The sequence below is a fragment of the Vibrio sp. B1ASS3 genome, assembly GCF_905175355.1.
Lineage (GTDB): Bacteria > Pseudomonadota > Gammaproteobacteria > Enterobacterales > Vibrionaceae > Vibrio > Vibrio owensii.
Genome location: NZ_HG992742.1, coordinates 3,837,925 through 3,864,301 on the forward strand (window position 1 = coordinate 3,837,925; position 26,377 = coordinate 3,864,301).

General features: G+C 46.4%; 22 protein-coding genes. 11 read left to right on the forward strand and 11 right to left on the reverse strand.

Annotated features, from left to right (window positions below; genetic code table 11):
- Positions 1-12: 12 nt before the first annotated feature.
- Positions 13-936: a type II secretion system protein GspC gene (gene gspC, locus KJB05_RS17425; protein ID WP_033004887.1), complete on the reverse strand. Its 924-nt coding sequence runs from the start codon at positions 934-936 to the stop codon at positions 13-15.
- A gap of 257 nt (positions 937-1,193) precedes the next feature.
- Here gspC and hslR point away from each other — a divergent pair, with 257 nt between their 5' ends.
- The 4 genes from hslR to KJB05_RS17445 all read left to right on the forward strand — a co-directional run bounded on the left by hslR (position 1,194) and on the right by KJB05_RS17445 (position 6,797).
- Positions 1,194-1,580, forward strand: coding sequence for a ribosome-associated heat shock protein Hsp15 (gene hslR / locus KJB05_RS17430; RefSeq protein WP_027726637.1), 387 nt, complete (start codon positions 1,194-1,196; stop codon positions 1,578-1,580).
- Between the two features lie 31 nt (positions 1,581-1,611).
- Positions 1,612-2,487 (forward strand): Hsp33 family molecular chaperone HslO, encoded by an 876-nt coding sequence (hslO, locus tag KJB05_RS17435; RefSeq protein ID WP_005434505.1) that lies wholly within the window; start codon positions 1,612-1,614, stop codon positions 2,485-2,487.
- 337 nt (positions 2,488-2,824) lie between these two features.
- Entirely contained in the window at positions 2,825-4,453 is a 1,629-nt protein-coding gene (pckA, locus tag KJB05_RS17440) for a phosphoenolpyruvate carboxykinase (ATP) (RefSeq protein WP_005434507.1), read from the forward strand.
- A gap of 160 nt (positions 4,454-4,613) precedes the next feature.
- The gene (locus tag KJB05_RS17445) at positions 4,614-6,797 is read left to right on the forward strand and encodes an AsmA family protein (RefSeq protein WP_208445293.1); all 2,184 of its coding nucleotides are present in this window, start codon (positions 4,614-4,616) and stop codon (positions 6,795-6,797) included.
- On the opposite strand, the gene KJB05_RS17450 is transcribed toward KJB05_RS17445, so the two are convergent.
- From KJB05_RS17450 to KJB05_RS17460, 3 genes are all read right to left on the reverse strand, one after another.
- Positions 6,783-7,700: a bifunctional GNAT family N-acetyltransferase/hotdog fold thioesterase gene (locus KJB05_RS17450; RefSeq protein WP_005448516.1), complete on the reverse strand. Its 918-nt coding sequence runs from the start codon at positions 7,698-7,700 to the stop codon at positions 6,783-6,785. The two genes, KJB05_RS17445 and KJB05_RS17450, sit on opposite strands and share 15 nt — an antisense overlap.
- Before the next feature lie 108 nt (positions 7,701-7,808).
- The gene (gene dtd, locus KJB05_RS17455) at positions 7,809-8,243 is read right to left on the reverse strand and encodes a D-aminoacyl-tRNA deacylase (RefSeq protein WP_005434513.1); all 435 of its coding nucleotides are present in this window, start codon (positions 8,241-8,243) and stop codon (positions 7,809-7,811) included.
- A complete protein-coding gene (locus tag KJB05_RS17460) occupies positions 8,215-9,159 on the reverse strand; it encodes a virulence factor BrkB family protein (RefSeq protein ID WP_005448517.1) in 945 nt (314 codons plus the stop codon). Before KJB05_RS17460 ends, dtd begins: the two co-directional genes overlap by 29 nt.
- Before the next feature lie 35 nt (positions 9,160-9,194).
- Here KJB05_RS17460 and KJB05_RS17465 point away from each other — a divergent pair, with 35 nt between their 5' ends.
- Positions 9,195-9,836, forward strand: coding sequence for a DUF2959 domain-containing protein (locus KJB05_RS17465; RefSeq protein WP_208445292.1), 642 nt, complete (start codon positions 9,195-9,197; stop codon positions 9,834-9,836).
- A gap of 92 nt (positions 9,837-9,928) precedes the next feature.
- Here the strand turns inward: KJB05_RS17465 and KJB05_RS17470 are convergent, their stop codons facing one another.
- Complete coding sequence (locus KJB05_RS17470; RefSeq protein WP_208445291.1) at positions 9,929-10,483, reverse strand: AAA family ATPase; 555 nt, start codon at positions 10,481-10,483, stop codon at positions 9,929-9,931.
- Between the two features lie 73 nt (positions 10,484-10,556).
- Positions 10,557-12,386 (reverse strand): translational GTPase TypA, encoded by a 1,830-nt coding sequence (gene typA / locus KJB05_RS17475; protein ID WP_005434522.1) that lies wholly within the window; start codon positions 12,384-12,386, stop codon positions 10,557-10,559.
- Positions 12,387-12,915: 529 nt separating this feature from the next.
- Here typA and glnA point away from each other — a divergent pair.
- The 6 genes from glnA to add all read left to right on the forward strand — a co-directional run bounded on the left by glnA (position 12,916) and on the right by add (position 21,559).
- Positions 12,916-14,325, forward strand: coding sequence for a glutamate--ammonia ligase (gene glnA / locus KJB05_RS17480; protein ID WP_045482798.1), 1,410 nt, complete (start codon positions 12,916-12,918; stop codon positions 14,323-14,325).
- 196 nt (positions 14,326-14,521) lie between these two features.
- Complete coding sequence (locus tag KJB05_RS17485; RefSeq protein WP_208445290.1) at positions 14,522-15,115, forward strand: DUF4124 domain-containing protein; 594 nt, start codon at positions 14,522-14,524, stop codon at positions 15,113-15,115.
- Between the two features lie 118 nt (positions 15,116-15,233).
- On the forward strand, positions 15,234-16,280 hold the full coding sequence (gene glnL, locus KJB05_RS17490; RefSeq protein WP_009707979.1) for a nitrogen regulation protein NR(II): 1,047 nt from the start codon (positions 15,234-15,236) through the stop codon (positions 16,278-16,280).
- Positions 16,281-16,340: 60 nt separating this feature from the next.
- Positions 16,341-17,744 carry a nitrogen regulation protein NR(I) gene (gene glnG / locus KJB05_RS17495; protein ID WP_009707980.1) on the forward strand — a complete coding sequence of 468 codons (1,404 nt, stop codon included), beginning with the start codon at positions 16,341-16,343 and terminating at the stop codon, positions 17,742-17,744.
- A gap of 112 nt (positions 17,745-17,856) precedes the next feature.
- On the forward strand, positions 17,857-20,403 hold the full coding sequence (locus KJB05_RS17500; RefSeq protein ID WP_208445289.1) for an EAL domain-containing protein: 2,547 nt from the start codon (positions 17,857-17,859) through the stop codon (positions 20,401-20,403).
- Positions 20,404-20,554: 151 nt separating this feature from the next.
- A complete protein-coding gene (gene add, locus KJB05_RS17505) occupies positions 20,555-21,559 on the forward strand; it encodes an adenosine deaminase (protein WP_039841133.1) in 1,005 nt (334 codons plus the stop codon).
- A gap of 68 nt (positions 21,560-21,627) precedes the next feature.
- On the opposite strand, the gene hemN is transcribed toward add, so the two are convergent.
- The 5 genes from hemN to KJB05_RS17530 form a co-directional block, all read right to left on the reverse strand.
- Positions 21,628-23,019: an oxygen-independent coproporphyrinogen III oxidase gene (hemN, locus tag KJB05_RS17510; RefSeq protein ID WP_208445288.1), complete on the reverse strand. Its 1,392-nt coding sequence runs from the start codon at positions 23,017-23,019 to the stop codon at positions 21,628-21,630.
- A 185-nt stretch (positions 23,020-23,204) separates the two neighbouring features.
- Positions 23,205-23,693 (reverse strand): DUF2489 domain-containing protein, encoded by a 489-nt coding sequence (locus KJB05_RS17515; RefSeq protein ID WP_005434536.1) that lies wholly within the window; start codon positions 23,691-23,693, stop codon positions 23,205-23,207.
- 7 nt (positions 23,694-23,700) lie between these two features.
- Positions 23,701-24,243, reverse strand: a complete 543-nt coding sequence (gene yihI / locus KJB05_RS17520) for a Der GTPase-activating protein YihI (protein WP_038893765.1) — start codon at positions 24,241-24,243, stop codon at positions 23,701-23,703.
- Positions 24,243-24,881 (reverse strand): class I SAM-dependent methyltransferase, encoded by a 639-nt coding sequence (locus KJB05_RS17525; protein ID WP_045414330.1) that lies wholly within the window; start codon positions 24,879-24,881, stop codon positions 24,243-24,245. Before KJB05_RS17525 ends, yihI begins: the two co-directional genes overlap by 1 nt.
- A 792-nt stretch (positions 24,882-25,673) precedes the next feature.
- Entirely contained in the window at positions 25,674-26,291 is a 618-nt protein-coding gene (locus KJB05_RS17530; RefSeq protein WP_005430024.1) for a c-type cytochrome, read from the reverse strand.
- Positions 26,292-26,377: the final 86 nt, after the last annotated feature.

A 26,377-nucleotide genomic window follows, 5' to 3' on the forward strand; every position in this document is an offset into this window, starting at 1 on the left:
CTTGCCTAAGTATTACAATTGGATATAGATGTCGTACTGCTGGCCATCGCGCTCAACAGTCAAATTCAGTTCTTGCGGATCGTTCATCACTTGCATCAGTTCTACTGAAGATGAAGGATCACTTAAATCGATCCCGTTTAATTGCACCGCAATATCACCAGGTTTTAGACCGACATCATTAAACAACGCCGCATCACGACCTGGTGAGACGCGATAGCCGATGATTCCTCCGTCTTTCTTAACCGGAGAAATGTTGATGTACTTGAATACGCTTTGCGGATCTTTGGCAATTTCCGCACGAATTTGGTCGACCTTTTCACTCACTGCGGATGAGTTATCCGCTTTCGCCGCTTTTGGTCGAGTTGCCGGACGACTCTCAGACAGCTTGCTGTACTCGATGCCTTCCAACATAAGGGTTTCATCACGACCTTGGTTATCGATGATCACGCGATCAACCAAAACCGCTTTTAATTCTGCACGTGTACCGTCAATTTCTTCACCGATGCCGTAAGTCGCCTGCTTACCTCGATTCGCAATCACCGCTAAGCTCGTTTTTGCGTTGCTGCTCGCAACAGCACCAACAAGTGTTAGGTTTAGGCGGGTTTTAGGCGCATCTTGCACGACAGGTTGTTCTACTACGACCGGCTTTTGCTCGGTGTACTTTCCGAACAAGTTGGCATTTTGGAGGGCATTGAAATCAATCGCGTCTTTTTTATTGGTTGACGCAACAGCGTTAGCTGATGGCTTCCATTGAGTCACATCAGAGGTTTGAGGCATTGCTAACCACACCACTTTACCAAGTATCCAACCTGTCATTGCTATAAATAGACAAGTTAAGAGCAAACTTAGTTTCGCTTGAATGACGTGATTGTTGGACTTAATCTGAGCCAGTAGCGGGCTGCTTGATAATCCTGCACTTAGCTCTAAACGCTTCACTGAATTGATTCCTTTATTCTTACGTCCGTCGACTTTCACCATGAATGAAAGCGTGTCGACTCTATCTTGCTAAAATTGCAATAAAATTACTACTCAACAAAGAGCAGTGAACTATATCACAAGTTCCTTTTCATACCTTTTTCTTATGCAGTTTTTGCCAACTCCCTTGAAAAAAAAACAGCCTTGGCTCCATCTGTAGGTGAATAATCCACCAGTCACTGCATCATTCTTGCAGTGATTAGATAGTGTAGAGTCGTATGAGTTCCACAAATGAAGCCGTAAGGCTAGATAAATGGCTATGGGCTGCCAGATTTTATAAGACCCGTTCCATCGCACGCAATATGGTCGATGGCGGTAAAGTCCACTATAATGGGCAACGAAGCAAACCAAGCAAAATCGTTGAGTTGGGTGCTGAGATTCGTCTTCGTCAAGGTAATGAAGAGAAGACGGTGATCATCGAGAAAATCTCTGATCGCCGAATGGGCGCACCAATCGCTCAAACGCTCTATCGCGAAACTGACGAAAGCGTCAGCCAACGCGAAGAGTTCGCGAAACAGCGTAAACTCAACGCCCACAACCCTAGTCCGGAACGCCGCCCAGACAAAAAGCAGCGCCGCGACATCATTAAGTTCAAACACCAATAAAAGCCGGAATTACCGACGAGGAAAGCACTCCATGGCAAATAATGTTTTAAACCGCTACCTATTTGAAGATCTTTCTGTACGTGGCGAGTTGGTTCAATTGGATGAAGCATACCAACGTATTATCTCCAGCAAGGAATATCCGGCAGCACTGCAAAAACTGTTGGGTGAGCTACTCGTTTCAACCACACTTTTAACTGCAACTTTGAAGTTCGAAGGCTCAATCACTATCCAACTACAAGGTGATGGCCCTGTATCTTTGGCAGTCATCAACGGCGACCACGATCAGAAGATCCGTGGCGTAGCGCGTTGGGAAGGCGATATTGCTGATGACGCAACGCTGCATGAAATGATGGGTAAAGGTTACCTAGTGATCACCATCGAGCCGAAAAAAGGCGAACGCTACCAAGGCGTGGTTGGCCTAGAAGGTGAAACACTGGCTGACGTTATCGAAGGCTACTTCGCAAACTCAGAGCAGCTAAAAACGCGTTTGTGGATCCGCACTGGTGAGCACGAAGGCAAAAAGCATGCGGCAGGTATGATGATCCAGGTAATGCCAGACGGTACAGGTACACCTGAAGACTTTGAACACCTAGAGCAACTAACAGCAACAGTTAAGAACGAAGAGCTGTTCACGCTACCAGCAAATGAACTGCTTTACCGTCTATACAACCAAGACTCTGTTCGCCTATACGAGCCACAACCGGTGGAATTCCACTGTGGTTGTTCTCGCGAGCGCAGTGGCGCGGCGATCATCACAGTTGATAAAACTGAAATTTATGACATTTTGGCGGAAGAAGGCACAATTTCTTTACATTGTGATTACTGCGGCACGTCATACACGTTCGACGAACCTGAAATTACCGAACTGTATACGCAAGCAACTTCCGGCAATAAAACCGTGCATTAATTTTCATAGCTTAACAAGCATGTAATTTACCTATCAAAAGGCCAGCATCACGCTGGCCTTTTTGTGATCAAACCCTCGTATAACTTAGCCTCCCACGTAATAAAGCAACCGCTTAATTTTAAATAATTAATAATTCTTTTGCCCTAGCGCAAAGGTTTGCGGCCACGATAAACTATTCGCACCAATATGTGACGGGTTACCTAAAACCACACTGAAATCATGGATAATTTTTGAACTATATCCCTGTTTTCTCCCCGCCCCGTTGCTAGCATGGTGAGCAGATAAAAATTAAAACATTCTTACAAAATCCCTACAAAAATCCTTATAAGGAGCACCTATGACCGTTATGGAACATACAAAGGCTGCAACACTTGATCTAACCAAACACGGACTGCACAACGTTAAAGAGGTTGTTCGCAACCCAAGCTACGAAATGCTGTTTGAGGAAGAGACCCGTGCTGACCTAACAGGTTATGAACGTGGTGTGGTTACAGAACTCGGCGCGGTTGCCGTAGACACTGGTATCTTTACTGGTCGCTCACCAAAAGATAAGTACATTGTTAAAGATGCAACGACAGAAGAGCACATGTGGTGGACTTCTGACGCGGTGAAAAACGACAACAAACCAATCAACAAAGAAGTATGGGACGACCTAAAAGAGCTAGTGACCAACCAGCTTTCAGGAAAGCGTCTATTTGTGATTGACGGTTATTGTGGTGCAAACCCAGACACTCGTTTGAGCATTCGAGTGATCACTGAAGTCGCGTGGCAAGCACACTTCGTGAAAAACATGTTCATCCGTCCAACAGAAGAAGAGTTGGCAACGTTTGAACCTGATTTTGTAGTAATGAACGGTGCGAAGTGCACCAACGAGAAGTGGGAAGAGCATGGTCTGAACTCTGAAAACTTCACTGTGTTCAACCTAACAGAGCGCACTCAGTTGATCGGTGGTACTTGGTACGGCGGTGAAATGAAGAAAGGCATGTTCGCAATGATGAACTACTTCCTTCCGCTAAAAGACATCGCATCAATGCACTGTAGTGCAAACATGGGTGAAGAAGGCGATGTTGCAATCTTCTTCGGTCTATCTGGCACAGGTAAAACTACCCTGTCTACCGACCCTAAACGTGCATTGATTGGTGATGACGAGCACGGTTGGGATGACGACGGCGTGTTCAACTTCGAAGGTGGCTGTTACGCGAAAACTATCAAGCTATCGAAAGAAGCTGAGCCTGATATCTACAATGCCATCCGCCGTGATGCACTACTAGAGAACGTAACGGTTCGTAGTGATGGCTCTATCGACTTTGATGATGGTTCTAAGACTGAGAACACTCGTGTGTCTTACCCACTGCATCACATCGACAACATCGTTAAGCCAGTATCGAAAGGTGGTCACGCAAACAAAGTGATCTTCCTATCGGCTGATGCGTTCGGCGTACTTCCTCCGGTTTCTAAACTGACTCCTGAGCAAACTAAGTACCACTTCTTGTCTGGCTTTACCGCTAAGCTAGCAGGTACTGAGCGTGGCATCACTGAACCAACACCAACGTTCTCAGCGTGTTTTGGTGCAGCGTTCCTAACTCTACACCCAACTAAGTACGCAGAAGTGCTAGTGAAACGTATGGAAGCAGCAGGCGCAGAAGCTTACCTAGTCAACACAGGCTGGAACGGCAGCGGTAAACGTATCTCTATCCAAGATACACGCGGCATCATTGATGCGATCCTTGATGGCTCGATTGAAGAAGCGAAAACTAAGCACATTCCAATCTTCAACCTAGAAGTACCAACTTCACTACCAGGTGTGGATCCAAGCATCCTTGACCCACGTGATACCTACGTTGACCCACTACAATGGGAAAGCAAAGCAAAAGACTTGGCAGAGCGCTTCATCAACAACTTTGATAAGTACACTGACAACGCAGAAGGTAAATCACTAGTGGCAGCTGGTCCTCAGCTAGACTAAGCCACTCGCTAAGCCTTCGTGACTTAGCTACAAAAATAATCTTCAAGCCCCTCTTTTGAGGGGCTTTTTATTGAATCCAACCTGAGATTGATACAAGCTTAAGCCTATCTAAGTAAGTCGATACTCACTTACTCCAATTTACAGACAGGTTTTGGCAGGGATGAAAACAGCAGGTCGAATTCTACTTCTTATCGTCATACTGGCGATCGCGATTCCAGCCGTCTTTGTGGGCATGCTGACCACCTCTTATTCTCGTCAAACGTGGAACCTGTTCTCTGATCTCGTCGACTTGCCACTGCAAGCAGACAACGTTCAATACGAGTTTCCCTACCACCTAACCCTTACTGGGATAGCGACCAAACAAGACAAATTGCCGTTCATCGAGCAAGTCGATCTATGGCTAAACCCTGATGTTCATCGCGATGGAAAATGGATTGTCGATAGCCTTTTGATTGATGGACTGAGCCTGCAGCAAGGTATGCCAACAATTCCAAAGCTCAACAATGTCTATTTCCATCAAATCGCCTTGAAGAACATCGATTACGCCGATGATGCATTCAGCATTAATGGTTTGAACGTCCAAATCCAAGACCCTACTTGGTCAAGTGACACGCAGCAAATGCCTTATGGCGAGGTTCAACTCTCTGCCAAACAGTTTTATTGGAATGGTGAAGCTTTCAATAAACTGCTTGTCGATGTGGACTACAAACCACAAGACAGCACACTTTATGGCGCATCATTTAAGTGGCGTGGCAGTGAAGTCTCTGGTCAAGGCGAACAATACCCACAAGGTTGGTCGTTGATTAACGTGACCGTTGATAAGCTGCAAATAGACAATCTACAACTGCAATCCTTACTCGCCAAACCATGGCAAACGTTGCCCGTTAACGTCAGCCATATCAACAGCCTCGATCTGCTCAATGCGGATATCGAATACGGAGACTGGCATTGGCAAAACCTTGAGTTATCGGTTGAAAACGCTTCGCTCCCGCTGTCATTGTGGAGCACAACGGCACAGATATCCCTGCAAGCTGACAGTGTCAGTTTCCAAGACCAAACCGCGGTTGAACCTCGTTTAAACGCCCAACTCAAACCAGGGGCTGTCAAATTGCAAGAACTGAGCTTGGATTGGCAACAAGGTAGCGTTCAGGTATCTGGTGACTTCGAACCTGACCATTGGAAAATCAACAATGCGACCATTAGCGGCTTAAAATGGGCTATCCAACCAGATGACAAGACCGACTGGTGGCAAAAAGCCACAGAGAAGCTCCAGCAAGTCGATGTGAAGCAGTTAGAGATAGAACGCAGCCAAGTTATCCAGTTATCCAAACAACCTTACTGGCAGCTTTCTGGCTTGAATTTGGAAGGTGACCAGCTCGAAGTTAAACACAGCAATGGTCACTGGGGCATTTGGAGCGGCAAGCTTGATGCCAGCGTCGTCAACGCGAGTTACGACCAAGTCATCACCTCACACGCAGCCATTTCTACACAGAGTGACAATGGTTTCTGGCAACTGACACGCTTATTTGCCCCGTTAGAGCAAGGCTATATCGAAGGCCTAGGGCAAATCGATCTCAGCACCACCAGCCAACCTTGGGCGCTTAACCTCAATGCAGATGGTATTCCACTGCAATTACTTCACCCTTATTTACCAAAAGCACTAGCGGTCAATGGCTTCTCTGATTTAAGTCTTGATTTAAAAGGCTTGGCAGGCGATCAAAATATGCTTGCTTACAGCTTATCGGGAGAAGTGGAAGCTAACCTGCGCGATACCACCTTGAAGTCACAAGCAAATGAGTCACTCAAGGCAATCACCTTCAGCCCATTGCGCATAGAGGCTCAGCGCGGCGAAGTGAAGCTAGAACCCGTGACCATTTCCGGCAAAGCTATCTCAGGTAAGCTATCTGGAGAGTTTGATATGGCGAACAACCCACTTAGTGGCGTGAGCTATCAACTTAAAGAATCGTGTGGAATGCTCAAAGGTGACGTACTGAGTGGCGAAGTTGTGTCAAATGAGTGCCTAAACAAGCCAAAGCAGGCAGAGCCAGTGAAACCAGAACAGAGCGCTCCCGAAACAACCGACGTTACAAACATCGACGCAATCAACATCGAACAACCTGAAGAAGAGTTAAGTGAGGAAGTGGCAGAAGAAAAAGAGTCGACCACAGTTGCGCACTCTGAAGAGCAACTTATCACAGAACAAAAAGACTCAGACCTTGTAGAAAAATCATCGAAAGAAAGCGAGAACTCAGCTATCGATGAAACCAAGGCAGAACAAGGCGCATCTGAAAACCAAGATGCGCCACAAGAAATACCAAAGTCTGAGAATCTAACAGCTGAGTAACTTAGAGTAATTCGGCAGTAGCATGTACGTACCGACAAAATCCACCGCTGGCACATCTCCACTGTAAATCACTACGTGGATAACGATACGCGCTTTACGACCTGAAGCGAGCCTATCCAAGTCACCACTAATGCCATCTAATGACGTGCTCGCGACTGGGTTCTCTTCAACAGGGTGGCGATAACGAATCGAGCTATCCGCCAACACAATATCACCGTGCAAACCACGTTCTTTCATCAGCAACCACGTCATGCCCCAACCAGTTAGCGTTGCTAAGGTAAACGCAGAGCCTGCAAACATGGTGTTGTGCGGGTTCAGGTTAGGGTTGAGCTGCGCGCTGCATTCAAACTGATAACCAGTGTACTGGTTGATTTTGATGCCCATTTTATCTGCAATCGGGATCTGTGCCTCCCAACGCTGTTGCAACTCGGTACACCAATCTGGGCGACGCAATACATCGGCCATTGGATCAAGCTGTTTGACCATTTGTTGGTGACGCACGGGGCCGCGCTCGTCGGTCAGTTCGCCGCGACGCTCAAAGCCATTCTTTTCATAGAAAGCAATTGCGTCTTCACGGGCATTACATACCAGACGCTTCGCCCCTTCCTGACGAGCTAACGATTCAAGTGCCACCAGCACTAATGAACCCATGCCTTTGCTACGACGATTGTTCTTCACCGCCATGTAGCGGATCTGACCATCATTATCTGGGGTAATGTATAAACGACCAATCGCCATCGGACGACCACGACTGTCGGTAATCATGCGGTGATGGCTCATACCATCGTACTCATCACGCTCGGAGCCTACAGGCATACGCCAAGGTTCGCGCAGCAACTGCCAACGAAATTGATAGTACTTGTTGAGCTGATTTTCTGTTTTTGGAGTTATGAGTTTGAACATATCAATCCTTTGAAAGTACAAATCAAATGAAAGCCTTAGGAGAAAATACCCAAGCAAATTCAATTTACTTGGGCTTAAAGCTTAGACCATGATGTTGTGGTTGCCAGATTAGACCTGTAGCCAAAAAGTCACTGGACCGTCATTAATTAATGACACTTTCATATCTGCCGCGAAGCGACCACGTTGTGTTGGCAGTTCTTGCTCACACAAATCCGAGAAATAGTCATACAGACGTTCTGCATCCGCAGGGTGCGCGCCACGAGAAAAGCCTGCGCGAGTGCCTTTTTTGGTATCCGCTGGTAACGTAAATTGAGACACCACCAAAACCTTACCGTTCACTTGTTTGACGTTAAGGTTCATTTTGCCTTCATCGTCTTCAAACACCCGATACGTGGTTACGCGCTCCATCAAACGCTTTGCTTTTGCTTCATCATCGTCCTTCTCTACACCAAGTAGGACAAGTAGACCTTGGTCGATTTCACCGACAACTTCACCGTCTACACGAACGGCGGCTTCACTGACTCGTTGAATTAGCGCTATCACGACTCTCGCTTCCTTCATCTGTTAATTGCAATTCAGCGGTCGAGTGTATCATTTCTAGGTCGTCACTCCAGTGCTCTCTTTCCCCCAGAGCAGCAGTCACTTCCGCGCCAATCAATACGATCAGCCAGCACAGATATACCCACACAAACAGGATCGGAATCGCGGCGAGCGCACCGTAAATCAGCTGATATGACGGGAATTGAGTAATGTAGAAAGCAAAGCCTTTCTTACTCAGTTCAAACAGCACAGCGGCAATGGCGGCACCAACCGCACCATGGGATAGGTAAACCTTTTTGTTTGGCACTAAGAAGTACAACCCCATGAACGCAAAGAAGGACAACAGTAAAGGTAACCAACGTAAAAACAGGTTGTAAGCGCCCGATAAGGTTTCGTTTTCAATCAGCTTTAGCGATGTCACGTAGGAGGTTGCAGCAATACTCGCGCCGACTAGAATCGGACCAAGGGTCAACACCATCCAATACATGGAGAAAGAAAACACAGGACGACGTTTGTCTTTCACTCGCCAAATGTAGTTTAAGTTCTTGTCGATATTCGAAATCAGCATCAAAGCGGCAACAAACAAGAACGCACCACCTACGGCGGTCATCTTGCCTGTGTTTGAGACAAACTCTTGCAACGCAACTCTGACTGCATCACCAGAAGCAGGGACAAAGTTATCAATGATGTAACCTTGCAAGGTTTCACCCACATTCTCAAACACCGGAAACTTCGACAATATCGATAAAAGTACCGTCAACATTGGCACAATAGACAACAAAGTGATGTAAGCTAGATAGCCTGCATTAACGTTAACGCGATCGTGCGTCATACGCTTGAGCAAATATTTGAAAAACGCGACGCTCCCCGGCACGAGCTTGCTCAATCTCACCTTGTAACTCTCTGATAACTGGTTCATAGTTCATCCCATAAATTAGCGTCGAGGACATAAGAATGCCTTATTTATTAGCAATTGTACTATCAATTTTCACTTTGACAGGATGTCAGTCCGCATATTATTCAGCAATGGAACAAGTGGGTTACCACAAACGTGACATTATGGTTGATCGCGTAGAAGACGCCAAAGAATCGCAACAAGACGCACAAGAAGAGTTCACCAGTGCTTTAGAAGCCCTTTCTGCTTTGACCAACTTTGACGGTGGTGAACTAGAAAGCGTCTACAACAACATTAACGATAAATACGAAGATAGCGAAAAAGCGGCGCAAGATGTGCGTGACCGCATTGCTGCAATTGAAGATGTATCGGATGCTCTGTTTGAGGAATGGCAAGGCGAATTAGACCTGTACACCAGTGCGAAACTGCGTCGCTCTAGCGAACAGAAGCTGCGTGAGACGAAAGCATCTTACAAAACCATGCTTAGCGCGATGAAGCGTGCAGAAGACAAGATGACGCCAGTATTGAATACACTGCGTGACAACACGCTGTATCTAAAGCATAACTTGAACGCAAGCGCGATTGGCTCATTGAAAGGTGAATTCTCTAACCTAGAGAAAGATATTCAATACGCGATTAAGCAGATGAATGCTGCGATTGCTGAGTCAGATAAGTTCTTGCAACAGCTGAATCAGAAGTAATTCGATAAAGCCTCCTCCTCGTGAGGAGGTTTTGCTATATAGCGACCAAACTATTCAGTTCTTCGCTTAGCGAGCTGAGTACCTACCAAGCTCTATTCACCTTTATTGCCTTCTAGCTCAGCCACTAAGCCCATTACTTGCCGAACAAACGCCACTCGTTCTTCCACACTTCCCCATGGTACTTCGACTACTTCGTAACCCAGTTCCGCATAGGTATCAACTAGGGTTTGATGGATTTGCAGGGCCTCTTCAAAGCTATGTGGGCGCACATCATCTTGAACATAGATAGAGGCCTCAGGTCGACAAGTGAGCACCTTACTCTGGTACCCAGCACTCTCGGTCAAGAAGGCTTGTTCAACAGGACAACCGCCTACTTGTAGGTATGCCACGATGTCTGGGATAGCACGGTCAACAAAAGCGACCGGATGATTCAGCGCTTCTCGCTTTTGCTTGCCCATTAACTCAAGGCATAAGTTGGCAAACTCAGGTAGGTTGGTCCAAGGCAAGACGCCGTTGTCCAACTGACTTTGCTGCTCAATTAAGGTGCGAGAGCCCTCAGCAAAGATGGCGTACCCCAACTCTCCCAACGCATTCAATAAGGTGGTTTTGCCCGCTCCGGGACCACCCGTAATCACGATTGGCTTCATAGCCTCATTCCTTTAAATACAAAAAAACCCGAGCGAAACTCGGGTTTTTCTAAATAGAATCCGTTACAGCAGATTATTTTGCTGAACGTGAAGCACGCTTACGATCGCTTTCCGTTAGGAATTTCTTACGGATACGGATGCTTTCAGGTGTTACTTCTACTAGTTCGTCATCATCGATGAACTCTAGTGCTTGCTCAAGAGTCATCTTGATTGGCGGAGTAAGAACCTGTGCGTCATCTGTACCAGATGCACGAACGTTAGTTAGCTGCTTACCTTTCAGTGCGTTTACTGTTAGGTCGTTGTCGCGGCTGTGAATACCGATAACCATGCCTTCGTAAACTTCAACACCGTGACCGATGAATAGACGACCACGTTCTTGTAGGTTAAACAGTGCGTTTGTTAGCGCTTTACCCATCGCGTTCGCGATTAGTACACCGTTAACACGTTGACCGATGTTACCGCCTTTGTGTGGGCCGTAGTGGTCAAATGTATGGTATAGAAGACCAGAACCAGAAGTCAGTGTCATGAACTCAGTTTGGAAGCCGATAAGACCACGTGATGGCATTTCGAAGTCCATACGTACACGGCCTTTACCATCTGGAGACATGTCTTTCAGCTCACCTTTACGTAGGCCGATGTTCTCCATGATGCCGCCTTGGTGCTCTTCCATAACGTCGATCGTTACAGTCTCGAACGGTTCCATTAGCTGACCATCTTCTTCTTTGATGATTACTTCTGGACGAGATACAGCAAGCTCGAAGCCTTCACGACGCATGTTTTCGATCAGGATAGAAAGGTGAAGTTCACCACGGCCTGATACGCGGAATTTGTCTGGATCGTCTGTTTGCTCAACGCGTAGTGCAACGTTGTGTACCAATTCTTTCTCTAGACGCTCAAGGATGTTACGTGAAGTCACGAACTTACCTTCTTTACCAGCGAATGGAGACGTGTTTACTTGGAACGTCATCGTTACTGTTGGTTCATCAACAGAAAGCGCAGGTAGTGCTTCTACTGCGTTTTGTGCACAGATAGTGTCAGAAATTTTTAGCTCACCAAGGCCAGTGATTGCAACGATATCACCCGCGTTCGCTTGCTCAACTTCGTGACGATCTAGGCCTAGGTAGCCCATTACTGTGCCCACTTTACCGTTGCGAGTTTTACCGTCAGCACCGATAACTGTTACTTGTTGGTTTGGCTTAACGCTACCACGAGTTACACGAGCAACACCGATAACACCAACGTAAGAGCTGTAATCTAGCTGAGAAACTTGCATCTGTAGAGGACCGTCTAGGTCAACTTGAGGTGCCGTTACTTCTTCAACGATAGTTTGGAACAGTGGTTCCATGTTCTCGCCAGTTTCGCCTTCTTCTAGTGCAGCCCAACCGTTAAGTGCTGAAGCGTAAACTACTTTAAAGTCTAGCTGTTCGTCAGTTGCACCTAGGTTGTCGAATAGGTCGAATACTTGGTCCATAACCCAATCAGGACGAGCACCAGGACGGTCAATCTTGTTGATTACAACGATTGGCTTAAGACCGTGAGCGAATGCTTTTTGAGTTACGAAACGCGTTTGCGGCATTGGGCCGTCAACTGCGTCAACGATAAGTAGTACTGAATCTACCATCGACATGATACGTTCTACTTCACCACCGAAGTCCGCGTGTCCCGGAGTATCTACGATGTTGATGCGGTAGTCATTCCAGTTAATTGCTGTGTTTTTAGCAAGAATGGTAATGCCACGCTCTTTCTCAATGTCGTTCGAGTCCATGACTCGCTCTTCAGCTTCACCGCGAGACTCTAGCGTGCCTGATTGTTGTAGCAGCTTGTCAACCAACGTTGTTTTACCGTGGTCAACGTGCGCGATAATCGCGATATTTCTTAATTTATCAATCTGTGGAGTAGCCATGGATATTGATTCACTTAGATAGATGAAATGCCCCCATGCCGAGAACGGGTGCTCTCTGGCGACATTTGCTGATTAAAAAAACGGCCATAATGTACCAGATTTTAGCAAAAAGCCTAGAAATATGTGATCTACTCCTTAGCTTTTCTATCAATTTTACGCTTAGCGCCCACTTTCTTCCGTTACTCGAATTGATTCAACGCAATTTTATTCCAATCGTTGCTTATTACAAATTGACTCTTGCTCAAAATCTGGGCTAGATAAGCAACGTGATTGTCACATTGTGGTGCAATAATTTAAATTAGCACCAATATGGTGCAATCAGAGATCATTTTGGTGCAAACGTTTGCACCAAACTAGCATCTAAAAACTTAATTCCTTGAAATTAATGGAATAATTTTTTTGGCACGGTTTTGGCTTTAGAGAAACCAGCATCGATTAATAAAATGTCAAACAGATTAATCAATGCTGGATTTAATCAAATTTTCATAAATCGAGCTTACCGCTTTATTAACACTGGAGGTTATCCAAGATGTCAGTAGAAAACGTTTTATCACTGATCCAAGAAAACGAAGTTAAGTTTGTTGACCTACGCTTCACTGATACAAAAGGTAAAGAGCAGCACATCTCTATCCCTGCTCACCAAATCGACGCAGACTTCTTCGAAGAAGGTAAAATGTTCGATGGTTCATCAGTTGCTGGCTGGAAAGGCATTAACGAATCAGACATGGTTATGATGCCAGACGCATCTTCTGCAGTGCTTGACCCATTCACTGAAGATGCAACGCTAAACATCCGTTGTGACATCCTTGAGCCTGCAACAATGCAAGGCTACGACCGTGACCCTCGCTCTATCGCTAAACGCGCTGAAGACTTCATGCGTTCTACTGGTATTGCAGACACAGTACTTATCGGTCCTGAGCCAGAGTTCTTCCTATTTGACGACGTTAAGTTCGCGACTGACATGTCTGGTTCATTCTTCAAGATTGACGACGTAGAAGCAGCGTGGAACACAGGTTCTGATTACGAAGAAGGTAACAAAGGTCACCGTCCAGGCGTTAAAGGTGGTTACTTCCCAGTAGCTCCTGTAGATTCATCTCAAGACATCCGTTCTGCTATGTGTCTAGTAATGGAAGAGATGGGCCTAGTTGTTGAAGCGCACCACCACGAAGTAGCAACTGCGGGTCAAAACGAAATCGCAACTCGCTTCAACACGCTAACAACGAAAGCTGACGAAATCCAAATCTACAAGTACGTTGTACACAACGTTGCTCACGCGTTTGGTAAGACAGCGACATTCATGCCTAAGCCACTTGTTGGTGACAACGGTAGCGGTATGCACGTTCACCAATCTCTAGCAAAAGACGGTGTAAACCTATTTGCTGGTGACAAGTACGGCGGCCTATCTGAAACTGCACTTTACTACATCGGCGGTATCATCAAGCACGCTCGCGCAATCAACGCATTTGCTAACCCATCAACTAACTCGTACAAGCGTCTTGTACCAGGCTTCGAAGCGCCAGTTATGCTAGCTTACTCAGCACGTAACCGTTCTGCTTCTATCCGTATCCCAGTGGTACCAAGCCCTAAAGCGCGTCGTATCGAAGTTCGTTTCGGTGACCCAGCGGCTAACCCATACCTATGTTTCGCAGCAATGCTAATGGCTGGTCTTGACGGTATTAAGAACAAGATCCACCCAGGCGAAGCGATGGATAAAGACCTTTACGACCTACCAGCTGAAGAAGCAGCAGAAATCCCAACTGTTGCATACTCACTAAAAGACGCACTAGAAGAACTAGATGCTGACCGTGAGTTCCTAACAGCAGGCGGCGTATTCTCTGATGACTTCATCGATTCTTACATCGGTCTTAAAGCTCAAGACGTCGAGAAAGTAAACATGACAACTCACCCACTTGAGTTCGAACTTTACTACTCTGTATAAGGTCTCAACTGTGTAAAATGTAAACACAGAAACAAAATATTAGGCTCGCCTCGCAGGCGGGCCTTTTTTGTATTCGCTCGCCCTATATGGGCGTTTAACATGGAGGGATAACTAAAATACGCTCAAACTCTTTTTCCTTATTGGTCAAAGAGCTAAGCACTCAAACGTGAAATCATCTATCAAAAGAAGGTGAGCAATGAAAGTTCAGCTTTTACCATCGCTATGCGCCTTAAGTGGCCTTTTAATGGCGTCCTCTGTCTCATCACAAGTTGCCTATACTTGGGTGGATAAAGACGGCGTGGTGCACTTTAGCGACACCCCAAGCCAAGGTGCGAAAGCCATCTCTCTACCTAATCTAGAATCTAGTGCACCTGCACCAAAAGTAGAAAGTACCGAGTCTCTCGCCCCTCAAGCCAAAAACACATCAGAACCTCAAACCGATGAGAAACCAAAAGCAGACAAGCCTCTTCCGCTCTCCATATCCATGCTGACACCGCAGCATGATGAAACCATTCGCAGCAACCCTGGCGCTATCAATATCCAACTCGAAGCCAACCGCAAGCTAGGCATTGGTGAACAACTGCAACTCTTTCTTGATGGCAAGCCATATGGGGCGCCACAAAGCCGTTTAACCTGGCAATTGAATAACATCGACCGTGGAACTCATACCCTTGCGGTCCAAGCCAAAAGAAGCGGCAAGCTTATTGCATCTACTAGCCCTATAACGGTGCATTTACATAGAGCGAGTATCAAGCCGACCATTAAAGGGGCAAAGCAGAATATTAAGTGAAAAAAACCGCACTCTGATGGCGCTTTTCACTTTTTCTTCTGAGGTTTATTCGCCATACTTACGTTCTATTGCACCAATATAGTGCAGCGCACAAATACAACGCAAACAAGGACGTAATGTGGATACTAGTCTCTCCAGTGCCATTCTCAACAACATGGTGACAGCAACGCTGATTCTCGATGATGGATTAGCCGTTCGCTACGCTAACCCTGCGGCTGAGTTATTGTTCTCACAAAGCGCCAAGCGTATTGTCGAGCAGTCGTTGTCTCAGCTGATTCAGCATGCGTCATTGGATCTCGCGCTACTTACGCAACCTCTACAGAGCGGACAAAGCATCACGGACAGTGACGTGACTTTTGTGGTTGATGGCCGCCCTTTGATGCTAGAAGTGACTGTTAGCCCGATCACATGGCAGAAGCAGTTAATGCTGCTGGTTGAAATGCGTAAGATTGACCAGCAACGCCGCCTCACTCAAGAGCTTAATCAACATGCCCAACAGCAGGCGGCGAAGCTTTTGGTGCGTGGTTTGGCGCATGAAATCAAAAACCCACTCGGCGGTTTACGCGGCGCAGCACAGTTACTGGAGAAAATGCTGCCCGATCCTTCTTTGACGGAATACACCCACATCATTATTGAACAAGCCGACCGCTTGAGAGCATTAGTCGATCGCTTGCTAGGACCTCAAAAACCGGGCAAGAAGACCCAAGAGAACCTACACCAAGTGCTTGAAAAAGTGCGTCAATTGGTTGAGTTAGAGTCTCAGCATTCGGTTGTGATTGAGCGCGATTACGACCCGAGCTTGCCAGAGATTTTGATGGATGCTGACCAAATCGAGCAGGCGATGCTCAACATTGTTAGCAATGCGGCGCAAATCCTTTCTCACCAAGAGCATGGCAAAATAACCATACGCACCAGAACGGTGCATCAAGCCAATATTCATGGTCAGCGTTGCAAACTCGCGGCGCGTGTTGAAATAACCGACAACGGTCCGGGGATCCCGCCAGAACTACAAGACACGCTTTTCTACCCGATGGTCAGTGGCCGTGAGGGCGGAACGGGACTTGGCTTGTCTATTTCACAAAATTTGATCGACCAGCACAACGGCAAGATTGATGTCGAGAGCTGGCCAGGTCACACCACTTTTACAATTTATTTGCCAATCTGACTTGATTAAATGGCTTTTCGATTCGTCAGTTTTTAGGCTTTTGCTGCAAGGATTTATTACATGAGTAAAGGATATGTTTGGGTCGTCGATGACGACAGTTCGATTCGCTGGGTAATGGAGAAAACCCTCTCTTCTGCCAACATAAAATGCGAAACCTATGCGGACGGAGAAAGCGTGTTAATGGCACTAGAGCGTGAAGTACCAGATGTTTTGGTCTCAGACATTCGCATGCCGGGTATCGATGGCTTGGAGCTACTAAAGCAGGTTCAGCGTGATTACCCCGACCTACCCGTAATCATCATGACGGCGCACTCCGATTTGGATGCGGCGGTGAACGCTTATCAAAAAGGCGCTTTCGAATACCTACCAAAGCCATTTGATATTGATGAAACTCTAACGCTAGTAGAACGTGCGATAGCCCATAGCCAAGAGAACAAGCGCGAGCAACTTCTACCTGATGACATCCCAACCGACACGCCTGAAATTATTGGTGAAGCCCCCGCGATGCAGGAAGTGTTTCGCGCCATCGGTCGTTTATCGCGTTCCTCTATTTCTGTTCTGATCAACGGTGAATCCGGTACTGGTAAAGAACTGGTTGCTCACGCCCTACACCGCCACAGCCCGCGCGCCAATAAACCTTTTATTGCCCTCAATATGGCCGCGATCCCAAAAGATTTGATTGAATCGGAGTTGTTTGGTCACGAGAAAGGCGCATTTACTGGTGCAAATAGCGTTCGCCAAGGTCGTTTTGAGCAAGCTAATGGCGGTACCCTGTTTTTGGATGAAATCGGTGACATGCCGCTGGATATCCAAACGCGTTTGTTACGTGTTTTGGCGGACGGTCAGTTCTATCGAGTCGGTGGCCACTCGCCAATTCGCGTGGACGTTCGCATCGTGGCGGCAACCCACCAAAACCTAGAAAAACTGGTTCACGAAGGCGATTTCCGTGAGGATTTATTCCACCGTTTAAACGTCATTCGTGTACAGATCCCCGCGCTTAGAGAACGTAAGCAAGACATCGAAAAACTGACGCAGCACTTCTTGGTTCGCGCAGCTGATGAGCTCGGTGTCGAAACCAAAACATTGCACCCTTCTTCGGTCGAAATTCTTAACCGTCTCGATTGGCCGGGTAACGTACGTCAGTTAGAAAACATCTGTCGTTGGCTGACTGTGATGGCAAGCGGTAGCGAAGTCTTGCCAAGTGACTTGCCGGCTGAATTGCTAGAAGAGAAGAAAATCGTCACCGAAGCCACCAGCGGTAGTTGGCAAGAACAATTAGCGGATTGGGCACGCCATGCGCTAGAAGCTGGGGATAAAGAACTGCTTTCCTACGCTTTGCCAGAATTTGAACGCATTTTATTGGAAGCGGCGTTAGAACACACTAAAGGTCACAAGCAAGATGCCGCTAAAGTACTTGGATGGGGACGCAATACCCTAACCCGGAAATTAAAAGAATTGTACTGATCTCGGACGGTTACGAGTTTGACAAATGGTTATCAAGCGCACACTTTTTCGCTCGCTTGATAACCTAAGTGTCAGTACAATTATGGTACGACACCCCTTATGTGACTAGGCAATGTCAAACGCAACGACTCAAATTACACTACGCACTGCTGTTCTCATCCCATTTGTGATGATTTTTTTGCTGGCTATCGGTGTGATTGTCTACGTCCAAAAACAGAGCTACGAAGAAGTCGTCACCGACATCAGTGACAAACAGCTTTCTGTCCTCACAGAGAGTGTTCACGACCACCTCAATGACTACCTACGCAAGCCTTTCACTGCCGTTAATGCTCTAGGGCATAATGTCAGTTATCACAACCTTTACCACCCAAACGACACCAAAGACGTTCAAGCTTATCTGCTTAGTGCCTTCAAAGACTTGTACCACTCGATGCCGCAGCTGGATGTGATTGCCTTTGGCTCAGAAACGGGTGACTTTACCGGCTTTCGACGTGAGTCAGCTGACGCCTATACCCTTATGGTGCAAGACCACCGAACCGATGGCAATTTAGTGATTTACGGCAGTGAAGAAATCAGTGACGACATTCGCACGGTTATTGCGTCGTATGACCCTCGCACTCGCCCTTGGTATCAGCCTGTTGCTCAAGATAAAAAGCCACATTGGTCACCGATTTACGCCAATGCTGATGAGCGCCAAGACATTACGCTATCTGCCATGACTCCGGTTTTTGAACAGGGTAAATTTGCAGGTGTGTTAGTAACTGATGTGCGCATTAATACCTTCAATCAGTTCCTACAAGAGCTCAAACAAGAAACCAACGCCTCTGTTTACATCATGGACCAAGCACATCGCTTAGTCGCTCATTCAGGGCAAGGCAGCGTGATCTCATGGGGAACAAAGTTTTCAGACCAAGGACAGCGCCTGTTAGCAGAAGAAAGCATCGATCCGATTATTCAAATGAGCGCAGCACGCGTAAGTGGACAATCGCTCACTTACAGCGACCAACCCTATACATTCGAATTCGATTTTAATGGCCAACGTACCTTTAGCCGCATCACACCGTACTACGATGCCAATGGCTTAACTTGGTTTATTGGCACTTCAATCTCAGAAACAGAGCTACTCGGTACGCTTCCGAAAAGCCAACAAAAGAGTTGGATAGTCGGCTTTTTAGTCAGTTTATTTGGCATCGTTATTAGCATGCTGATATTCAATCGGGTTACTCGCCCGATCAATGCCACCGCAACAGCCGCACAGCATTTAGCCAAAGGGGATTGGGATAGCACCATGCCTAAGCCGGGCTATGTGTACGAAACTACCGTTCTGGTACAAGCCTTTAATGAAATGAAGGGAAATCTAAAAGCCTCATTTAAAGCGCTACGTGAACAGCTTGAATTTGATTCTCTTACCCGCTTATACAGCCGCCAAGGTTTGATAGAAGTGAGCGAAACGTTGACTCACTCGGGCCAAGGTAGTTTGTATCTTATTGGGATCAACAAATTTAGGGATATCAACGATAGTATCGGCCATCACAATGGCGATCAGTTGCTAATTCATATTGCAGAGCGACTCAAACAGCAACTTCATGACGAAGCGACACTCGCTCGAATTGGTGGTGATGAATTTGCGGTATTCATGCCAACGACACACTCAGATGAAGACATCAGTTTAATGGAGCGACGCTTACAACAGCTGCTGGCAGCCCCATTCATGCTTGATGGTGAAACAGTGGTCATCAAGATTTCTGTTGGTGTCGTTCGTACACAACCAGAGCAAACTATGTCGCTATGGCTGCGTAACGCCAGTATTGCGCTCAGCTATGCCAAACAGGATTCCCGTACCAGTGTTTGCCATTACAGCCCTGAGATGGCGAGTGCTTCTAAGTTCAGAACTCAGATGCTGGCAAAGATCCAGACGGGGATTGATAACCGAGAGTTTGTGCCTTTTTATCAGCCGATCATTGACCTTGCGACAGGCAATATTTGCGGAGCAGAAGCTTTGGCTCGCTGGCACAGTGAATCTGGCATGATTTCACCACTCGACTTCATCCCTATCGCAGAAGAAAGCGGCATGATCAAAACCATTGGTCAGCAAATCCTTTTCCAAGCTTGTAGTGACACTCGTAAAGCCATCGACAACAAACAATGGCCGCAAGACTTCCAACTGCACGTGAATGTGTCGGTTCATCAATTGTCGAGCCCTAACTTCGTCGAATCCGTTGCGAAAGTTCTGCACACAACTGGTCTTTCAGCGAACAACGTGACGTTAGAGATCACCGAGTCGCGTATTATCGACAGCGCACCAACAACGTTGGATAACCTTCTCAAACTAAGAGAGATGGGGCTGGGTATTGCGATTGATGACTTCGGTACAGGATATTCGTCATTAGCTTACTTACATGCGTTGCCATTTACCTGCTTGAAGATAGATCGCACCTTCATCAATCGCCTCACTAAAGAGAATCTAGACAACTCTGTGGTTGCAGCGATCATCAACATTACCAAGGGCATGAAGACTAACGTTGTGGCAGAAGGGGTGGAAACCGCTGCGCAAGCACAATTGCTCAGCTCGCTTGGATGTAATCAAGTGCAAGGCTTCTATTACAGCCGTCCTATGCCGATGGAAGAGTGGCCAACACATTTGGTTAACATGAAGTAGAAAACAACGGAAATCGTTGAATTCCTAGTCATCCTCTACTGACAATCTACCTAACTGTTATTTATACTTAACTGCAAATCTTCCCCATGTATTGTCATTGATAATGTTTGGGCTGAGTTCCTGTTCACAACAAACAACCCGGATCGACATAATGATAACTAAGAATCTTCCCCTAACTGATTTGCACCGTCACCTTGACGGTAACATTCGTACTAAGACTATTCTTGAGCTTGGTCAGCAATTTGGTATTGCTCTGCCTGCTTACGATATCGAATCGCTAACACCACACGTTCAAATTGTTGAAGCTGAGCCATCTCTTGTAGCCTTCCTTTCTAAGCTTGACTGGGGTGTGGCGGTACTGGGCGATCTAGACGCATGTCGCCGCGTTGCTTACGAAAACGTAGAAGACGCACTGAACGCGCAAATCGACTACGCCGAACTTCGCTTCTCTCCTTACTACATGGCAATGAAACATAAACTGCCAGTGGCAGGCGTTGTGGAAGCCGTGGTTGATGGCGTGCAAGCGGGTATGCGCGATTTTGGCATCAAGGCAAACCTAATCGGTATCATGAGCCGTACTTTCGGTACTGATGCTTGTCAGCAAGAGCTGGATGCAATCCTTAGCCAGAAAGACCACATGGTCGCTGTTGACCTAGCTGGTGATGAGCTTGGCCAACCGGGTGATCGTTTTGTTTCTCACTTCAAGCAAGTGCGCGACGCAGGTCTGAATGTGACGGTACACGCTGGTGAAGCTGCAGGTGCAGAAAGCATGTGGCAAGCAATCCAAGAACTTGGTGCTACGCGTATCGGTCACGGCGTGAAAGCAATTCACGACCCTAAACTGATGGACTACCTTGCAGAAAATCGCATTGGTATTGAGTCGTGTCTAACGTCTAACTTCCAAACCAGTACGGTTGAGTCATTAGCAAACCACCCATTGAAACAGTTCCTAGATCACGGTGTACTTGCGTGTTTAAACACGGACGATCCAGCAGTGGAAGGTATTGAACTGCCTTACGAATACGAAGTAGCGGCACCTGCAGCAGGCCTGACTCAAGAACAGATTCGCCAAGCGCAAATCAACGGCCTAGATATCGCTTTCCTATCAGACGCAGAGAAAACTGAGCTGAAAGAAAAAGTGAAAGATCGCGTTTAATTCCCGCGAAAGACATAAAAAATGCCAGCATATGCTGGCATTTTTTGTATTCGAAATCTAAGAAGAGATTAGATAACGCGAGAAAACTGCTGCTGACGCGCTTTCGCACGTAGGTACTTATCGAAGCACATACAGATGTTGCGAATCAGAAGGCGGCCACGCAGGGTAACGCGAATTTCGCTGTCATCCACTTCCACCAAATGATCATTGATGAAGGTTTGCAGTAGACCTAAGTCTTCTTTGAAGTATTGATCGAACTTCACGCCAAACTCTGACTCAATCGCTGTCTTATCCAGCTTGAAGTTACAGATAAGCTGTTTGATCACTTCACGGCGCAATAGGTCATCCGCATCCAGTGATACGCCTTTCCACAATGCATGGCGAGATTCATTCACTTGTGCGTAGTATTTCTTCAACTCTTTTTGGTTTTGCGCGTACGCATCACCAATCATTGAAATCGCAGAAACGCCAAAGCCTACCAAGTCACATTCACCTTGCGTCGTGTATCCTTGGAAGTTGCGATGCAAGATGCCTTCACGCTGAGCCACAGCAAGCTCATCATCTGGCATTGCAAAGTGGTCCATGCCGATAAACTGGTAACCAGCGCCTGTTAGCGTCGCGATGGTGTCTTGCAGAATCGCCATCTTCTCTTCCGCTTTTGGCAAATCGTCGTCTTTAATCTTACGCTGCGCAGCGAACAATTGCGGCATGTGTGCGTAGTTAAACACAGACAAACGACCCGGTTGCATTTCTAACACTTGCTCTAATGTTTTCGCAAAAGACGCCTTAGTTTGTTTCGGTAAGCCGTAAATCAAATCAAGGTTAGTCGAGCGGAAGCCAAGCTCTTTCGCACGTGCGACCATCGCAAAGATAAATTCTTCATCTTGCTCACGGTTCACAAGTTGTTGAACTTCTTTGTTGAAGTCCTGCACACCAATGCTCAGACGGTTGAAGCCTTCACCACGAAGGTGATCCAACATGGTTAGCTCAATTTCACGAGGGTCAACTTCAATACTGATTTCCGCATCCGCACTAAAGGTGAACTCTTGGCGTAGCAAGTCCATCACACGTGTGATTTGTTTTTCAGATAGGAAAGTTGGTGTACCACCACCAAAATGCAATTGAGTCACAGTGCGCTCACCCAACAGCGAAGCGCGTTGGCGAATCTCGTGCTCAAGCACATCTAGGTATTCGTCTGCTTTGTGCGAATGGCGAGTAATGACTTTATTACAGCCACAGTAGTAGCAAAGCTTATGACAAAACGGAATGTGAACGTACAGAGATAGCGGGCGTTCTGGGTAATGAGTGCATGCCATATCGTAGTCCGAGATGGTAAACGCTTCATGAAATTCCAGCGCAGTCGGGTACGACGTGTAGCGCGGACCAGAGTAGTTGTACTTATCCAACACCGCTTGATCCCAGACGATTTGCTGTTTCGATTCAGTATGTTGATTCGACATGGTGGTACTTTCCGTTAAATGCTAGGGAGACGTATATCGCCACCCGATATTCAGAAACCGCTATTTTGCCATACGACGATGGCAACTACGGTAGCCGTTGGCGGCTTTTTAAGTATAAAACCAAAGAAGTGCTAGCGTGATCACGATACCCCTAATGGTGATAAGGAAACCATCAGGGGTACGAATTAGATCATCTGAATATTGATTTGGTTATTCAGTGGCTGGACGTTTTTTTGCAACACTTTGAGTTCTTCTATGATCGCGTCCGTTAAGCGCTGCTCCGCTTTATGGCGATCTAAGTTTTGTTGCATACGCTCTTTCTTAGCAAGGTTCTGGCGGTCTTCACCGCGCGCCATATCTTTCACAACATGATACAGCTCAGAAATCGCAGGGTATGTTTTATCAAAATCAACACGGTCTTCACCCTGAACATAGTCCATGATGTTGTAAACACGGATACTGATTTCAGACAAATCACACTGACCTTGGATGCCTGCCTGACATAAGGTATGCACGTTCTCAAAAATGTTGGCGTTACGTTTATCGATCGCCAATTTTTTGTGCTTCAGCTGCAATTCCTTTTGCTTTTTCAATTGAAGCAGAAGGTAACCTGCATAAGAAGCCAGCGCGATAATGATCACTGCACCTGCAATCGCTAATAAGGTTACGTTCATGAGTTACTTATCCTTTGTAATCGTCGAAGTTGATGTCATCGAAGTCTGCTAGTAGGTCATCGTCGTTACGAGTACCTTTAGCAGCAGGAGCGGTAAAGTCTTCCTCTTCTTCCGGCTCAAGCAGACCCAGTTGGTCCATCAGTCTTTCGATACGATCTAGCTTCTCATCTACGTATTTTTGTAGACCTGTGCCTAGGTTCTCACCCGCTTCAATGCGATCCAACAATACGTTCAATTGCGCATCGTTTTCTAGCATCTCTAGCTCTTGTGCAGCTGATAGACGACGCTCTTGCTTCGTTTGCTTCTTCACAGGCTCAACGATCAGAGGAATCTTCTTCTTACTACCTAAACGCGGATCGCGATTTTGTGCAGCAGATTGCTTCTTCTGTTCGTTTACTTCTGAGTTACGGTTGCCGGTCTTCAAGCCTTTACGCTTTTTAGCGCGCTTGCGCAGACGGCCTTGAACGTCAGATTCTGTACGGTTACGAGTTACAACAAACTCAGGTGCGCCAGCGGCACCTGGCTTTCTAGATTTTTTACTACGGCTCATTACTGGGCTTTCCTCAGTAAAATTACATCATTACCAATAAATTCGAGTTCGAGCTTATCCCGCTCAGCTAGGAACTGGAACGTTTCACGGCTAAAGAACACCACATGAGTTGGATCGTTCTTGTAGTGCCATGATTGAAAGGCTTCAACATCGATGACCATTTTCGTCATCAGGCCTATCCAGCCACCTGGCTTAACTAAATTCAACCATTGCTTCCACACCATATCAGGGTGGTAGAGGTGTTCGATCACCTCTGTTGCTGTCATGAAGTCATACTGCCTTTCTAGCACCGATGTATCAGGGTGATAGTAAAGATCATACAACGCCATGTTGTGCCCCGCTTCTTCTAACATTAATGAAAGCGTTGGGCCTGGACCACAACCAAAGTCGATTCCGTTCGATTGTGGTGAAATTCGCTCTGCGATTGGGTCAGCAATTCGCGACAAAAAATGTCGATATCCCACATCTTCGGGATTGTTCTCATGCAGATCATAGTGAGCTTTTTCAGTTTCCGCATCCAAACGTTGGTCTGGATTGACGAATACCAAACTGCACTTCTCACACTGAAGATACTCGCGTCGCTTGTCTTCAAAAAATTGGTGAGTGCGCTGATTCTGGCATAAAGGACAGGTGTGCATGCTGACTTCCTCAAACAGGGATGCGAAACATACCAGAAAGTGGACACAGATTGGAGTGTTGCTGGATACTTTTTCAGCAGTTTCTGTTAAAAAACTTTGATTGGCAAAAATGAATATAAAAAAAGCGACAGTGAGACTGTCGCTTTCTGAATGCCACCAATAAGTGGCGAAACTGTGTTGCACACATCGGGTGCACCAAGAATCCTTTTGTTTTTCGAGCTTTCCCTGCCAAAAAGTGTTGTTCTTCATCGTCCTGATGAGTTTTGGCTATCCTTTCACTTCCTGTTTACTGAGCTACTTCCTGAAGCCTGATCCGTTTCGCTGTCTTAACCGTTAGACTAGATGACCATCCATATCTGATAGGCTCCTTGCCTATCTAAGTCCCTTTTCCGACTACCAAACGTCCTTCGTTTGCGTCCTTGGAGACCTTATATCCATGGTCTAAATTCCTGTGATTCACTCCTTGTGAACAGCTTCTACTTTACGGATTGGATAAAAACCAACAAGTCATTGAAAGAAATTATTGATAGGATTTTTTGGCCAAAAATAATTAACCATTTTTATCAATAACTTAAAAACAAAAGAGAGAAATAGTATCGACCAAGTATGGCAAATGTCTCACAAAGCACCGAGCTAACTATCTCTTCATACCCAGAAACCATGTGTGATTGATATCACTAATAAATAGGTATTGAGAAAATAAGACCGTGATTAAGTAAGGTCACTAACAAAAATGCCCCAGCGAAAACGCTAGGGCATAGTTGTGTAACTGTGCTCGAACTTTGTAGGGGTTTAGTGCAGACCGCCAACGTATTTCGACAGAACTTCGATGTCTTCGTCTGTCATTTTCTTCGCGATGTCACGCATCATGGCATTCATGTCGTTACCACGGTTACCATCACGGAACTTCTCTAGCTGAGCTTTGATGTAGTCAGAGTGCTGACCAGAAATTTTGGGGAAACCTGAAAGCTCAGTGCCGTTACCACGAGGACCGTGACATGCGATACATGCGGTTAGACCGCGCTCTGCATCACCAGCGGTGTACAGTACTTTACCTTTCTCAACAACGTCTTCTGGTGTTGAGCTCTCTGAGATTGGTAGAGAGGCGTAGTATGCAGACAGATCAGCGATGTCTTCATCGCTCAGTGGCATTGCCATACCACTCATTACAGGGTCGTAACGACCTTGTTTACCACCACTAGTCATACCTAGTTTTAGATCTTTTAACTGCTTCTCAAGATACTTAGCGTGTTGGCCTGCAAGTTTCGGGTACATTGCGATTGCACTGTTACCGTCCGCTCCGTGACAGGCGACACAAGTTTGTGATTTTGCTTTACCAGCTTCAATATTACCTTGGGCCCATACTGAGCAACTGGCTAAAAGACTCAAAATTAGCGCTAATTTCTTCATGACATTCCATTATAATTATCAAGCTTCCAGTACCACGGAATGTGAACATACCGCGTACACTCATGGTACAATAGGCGACCTTATGC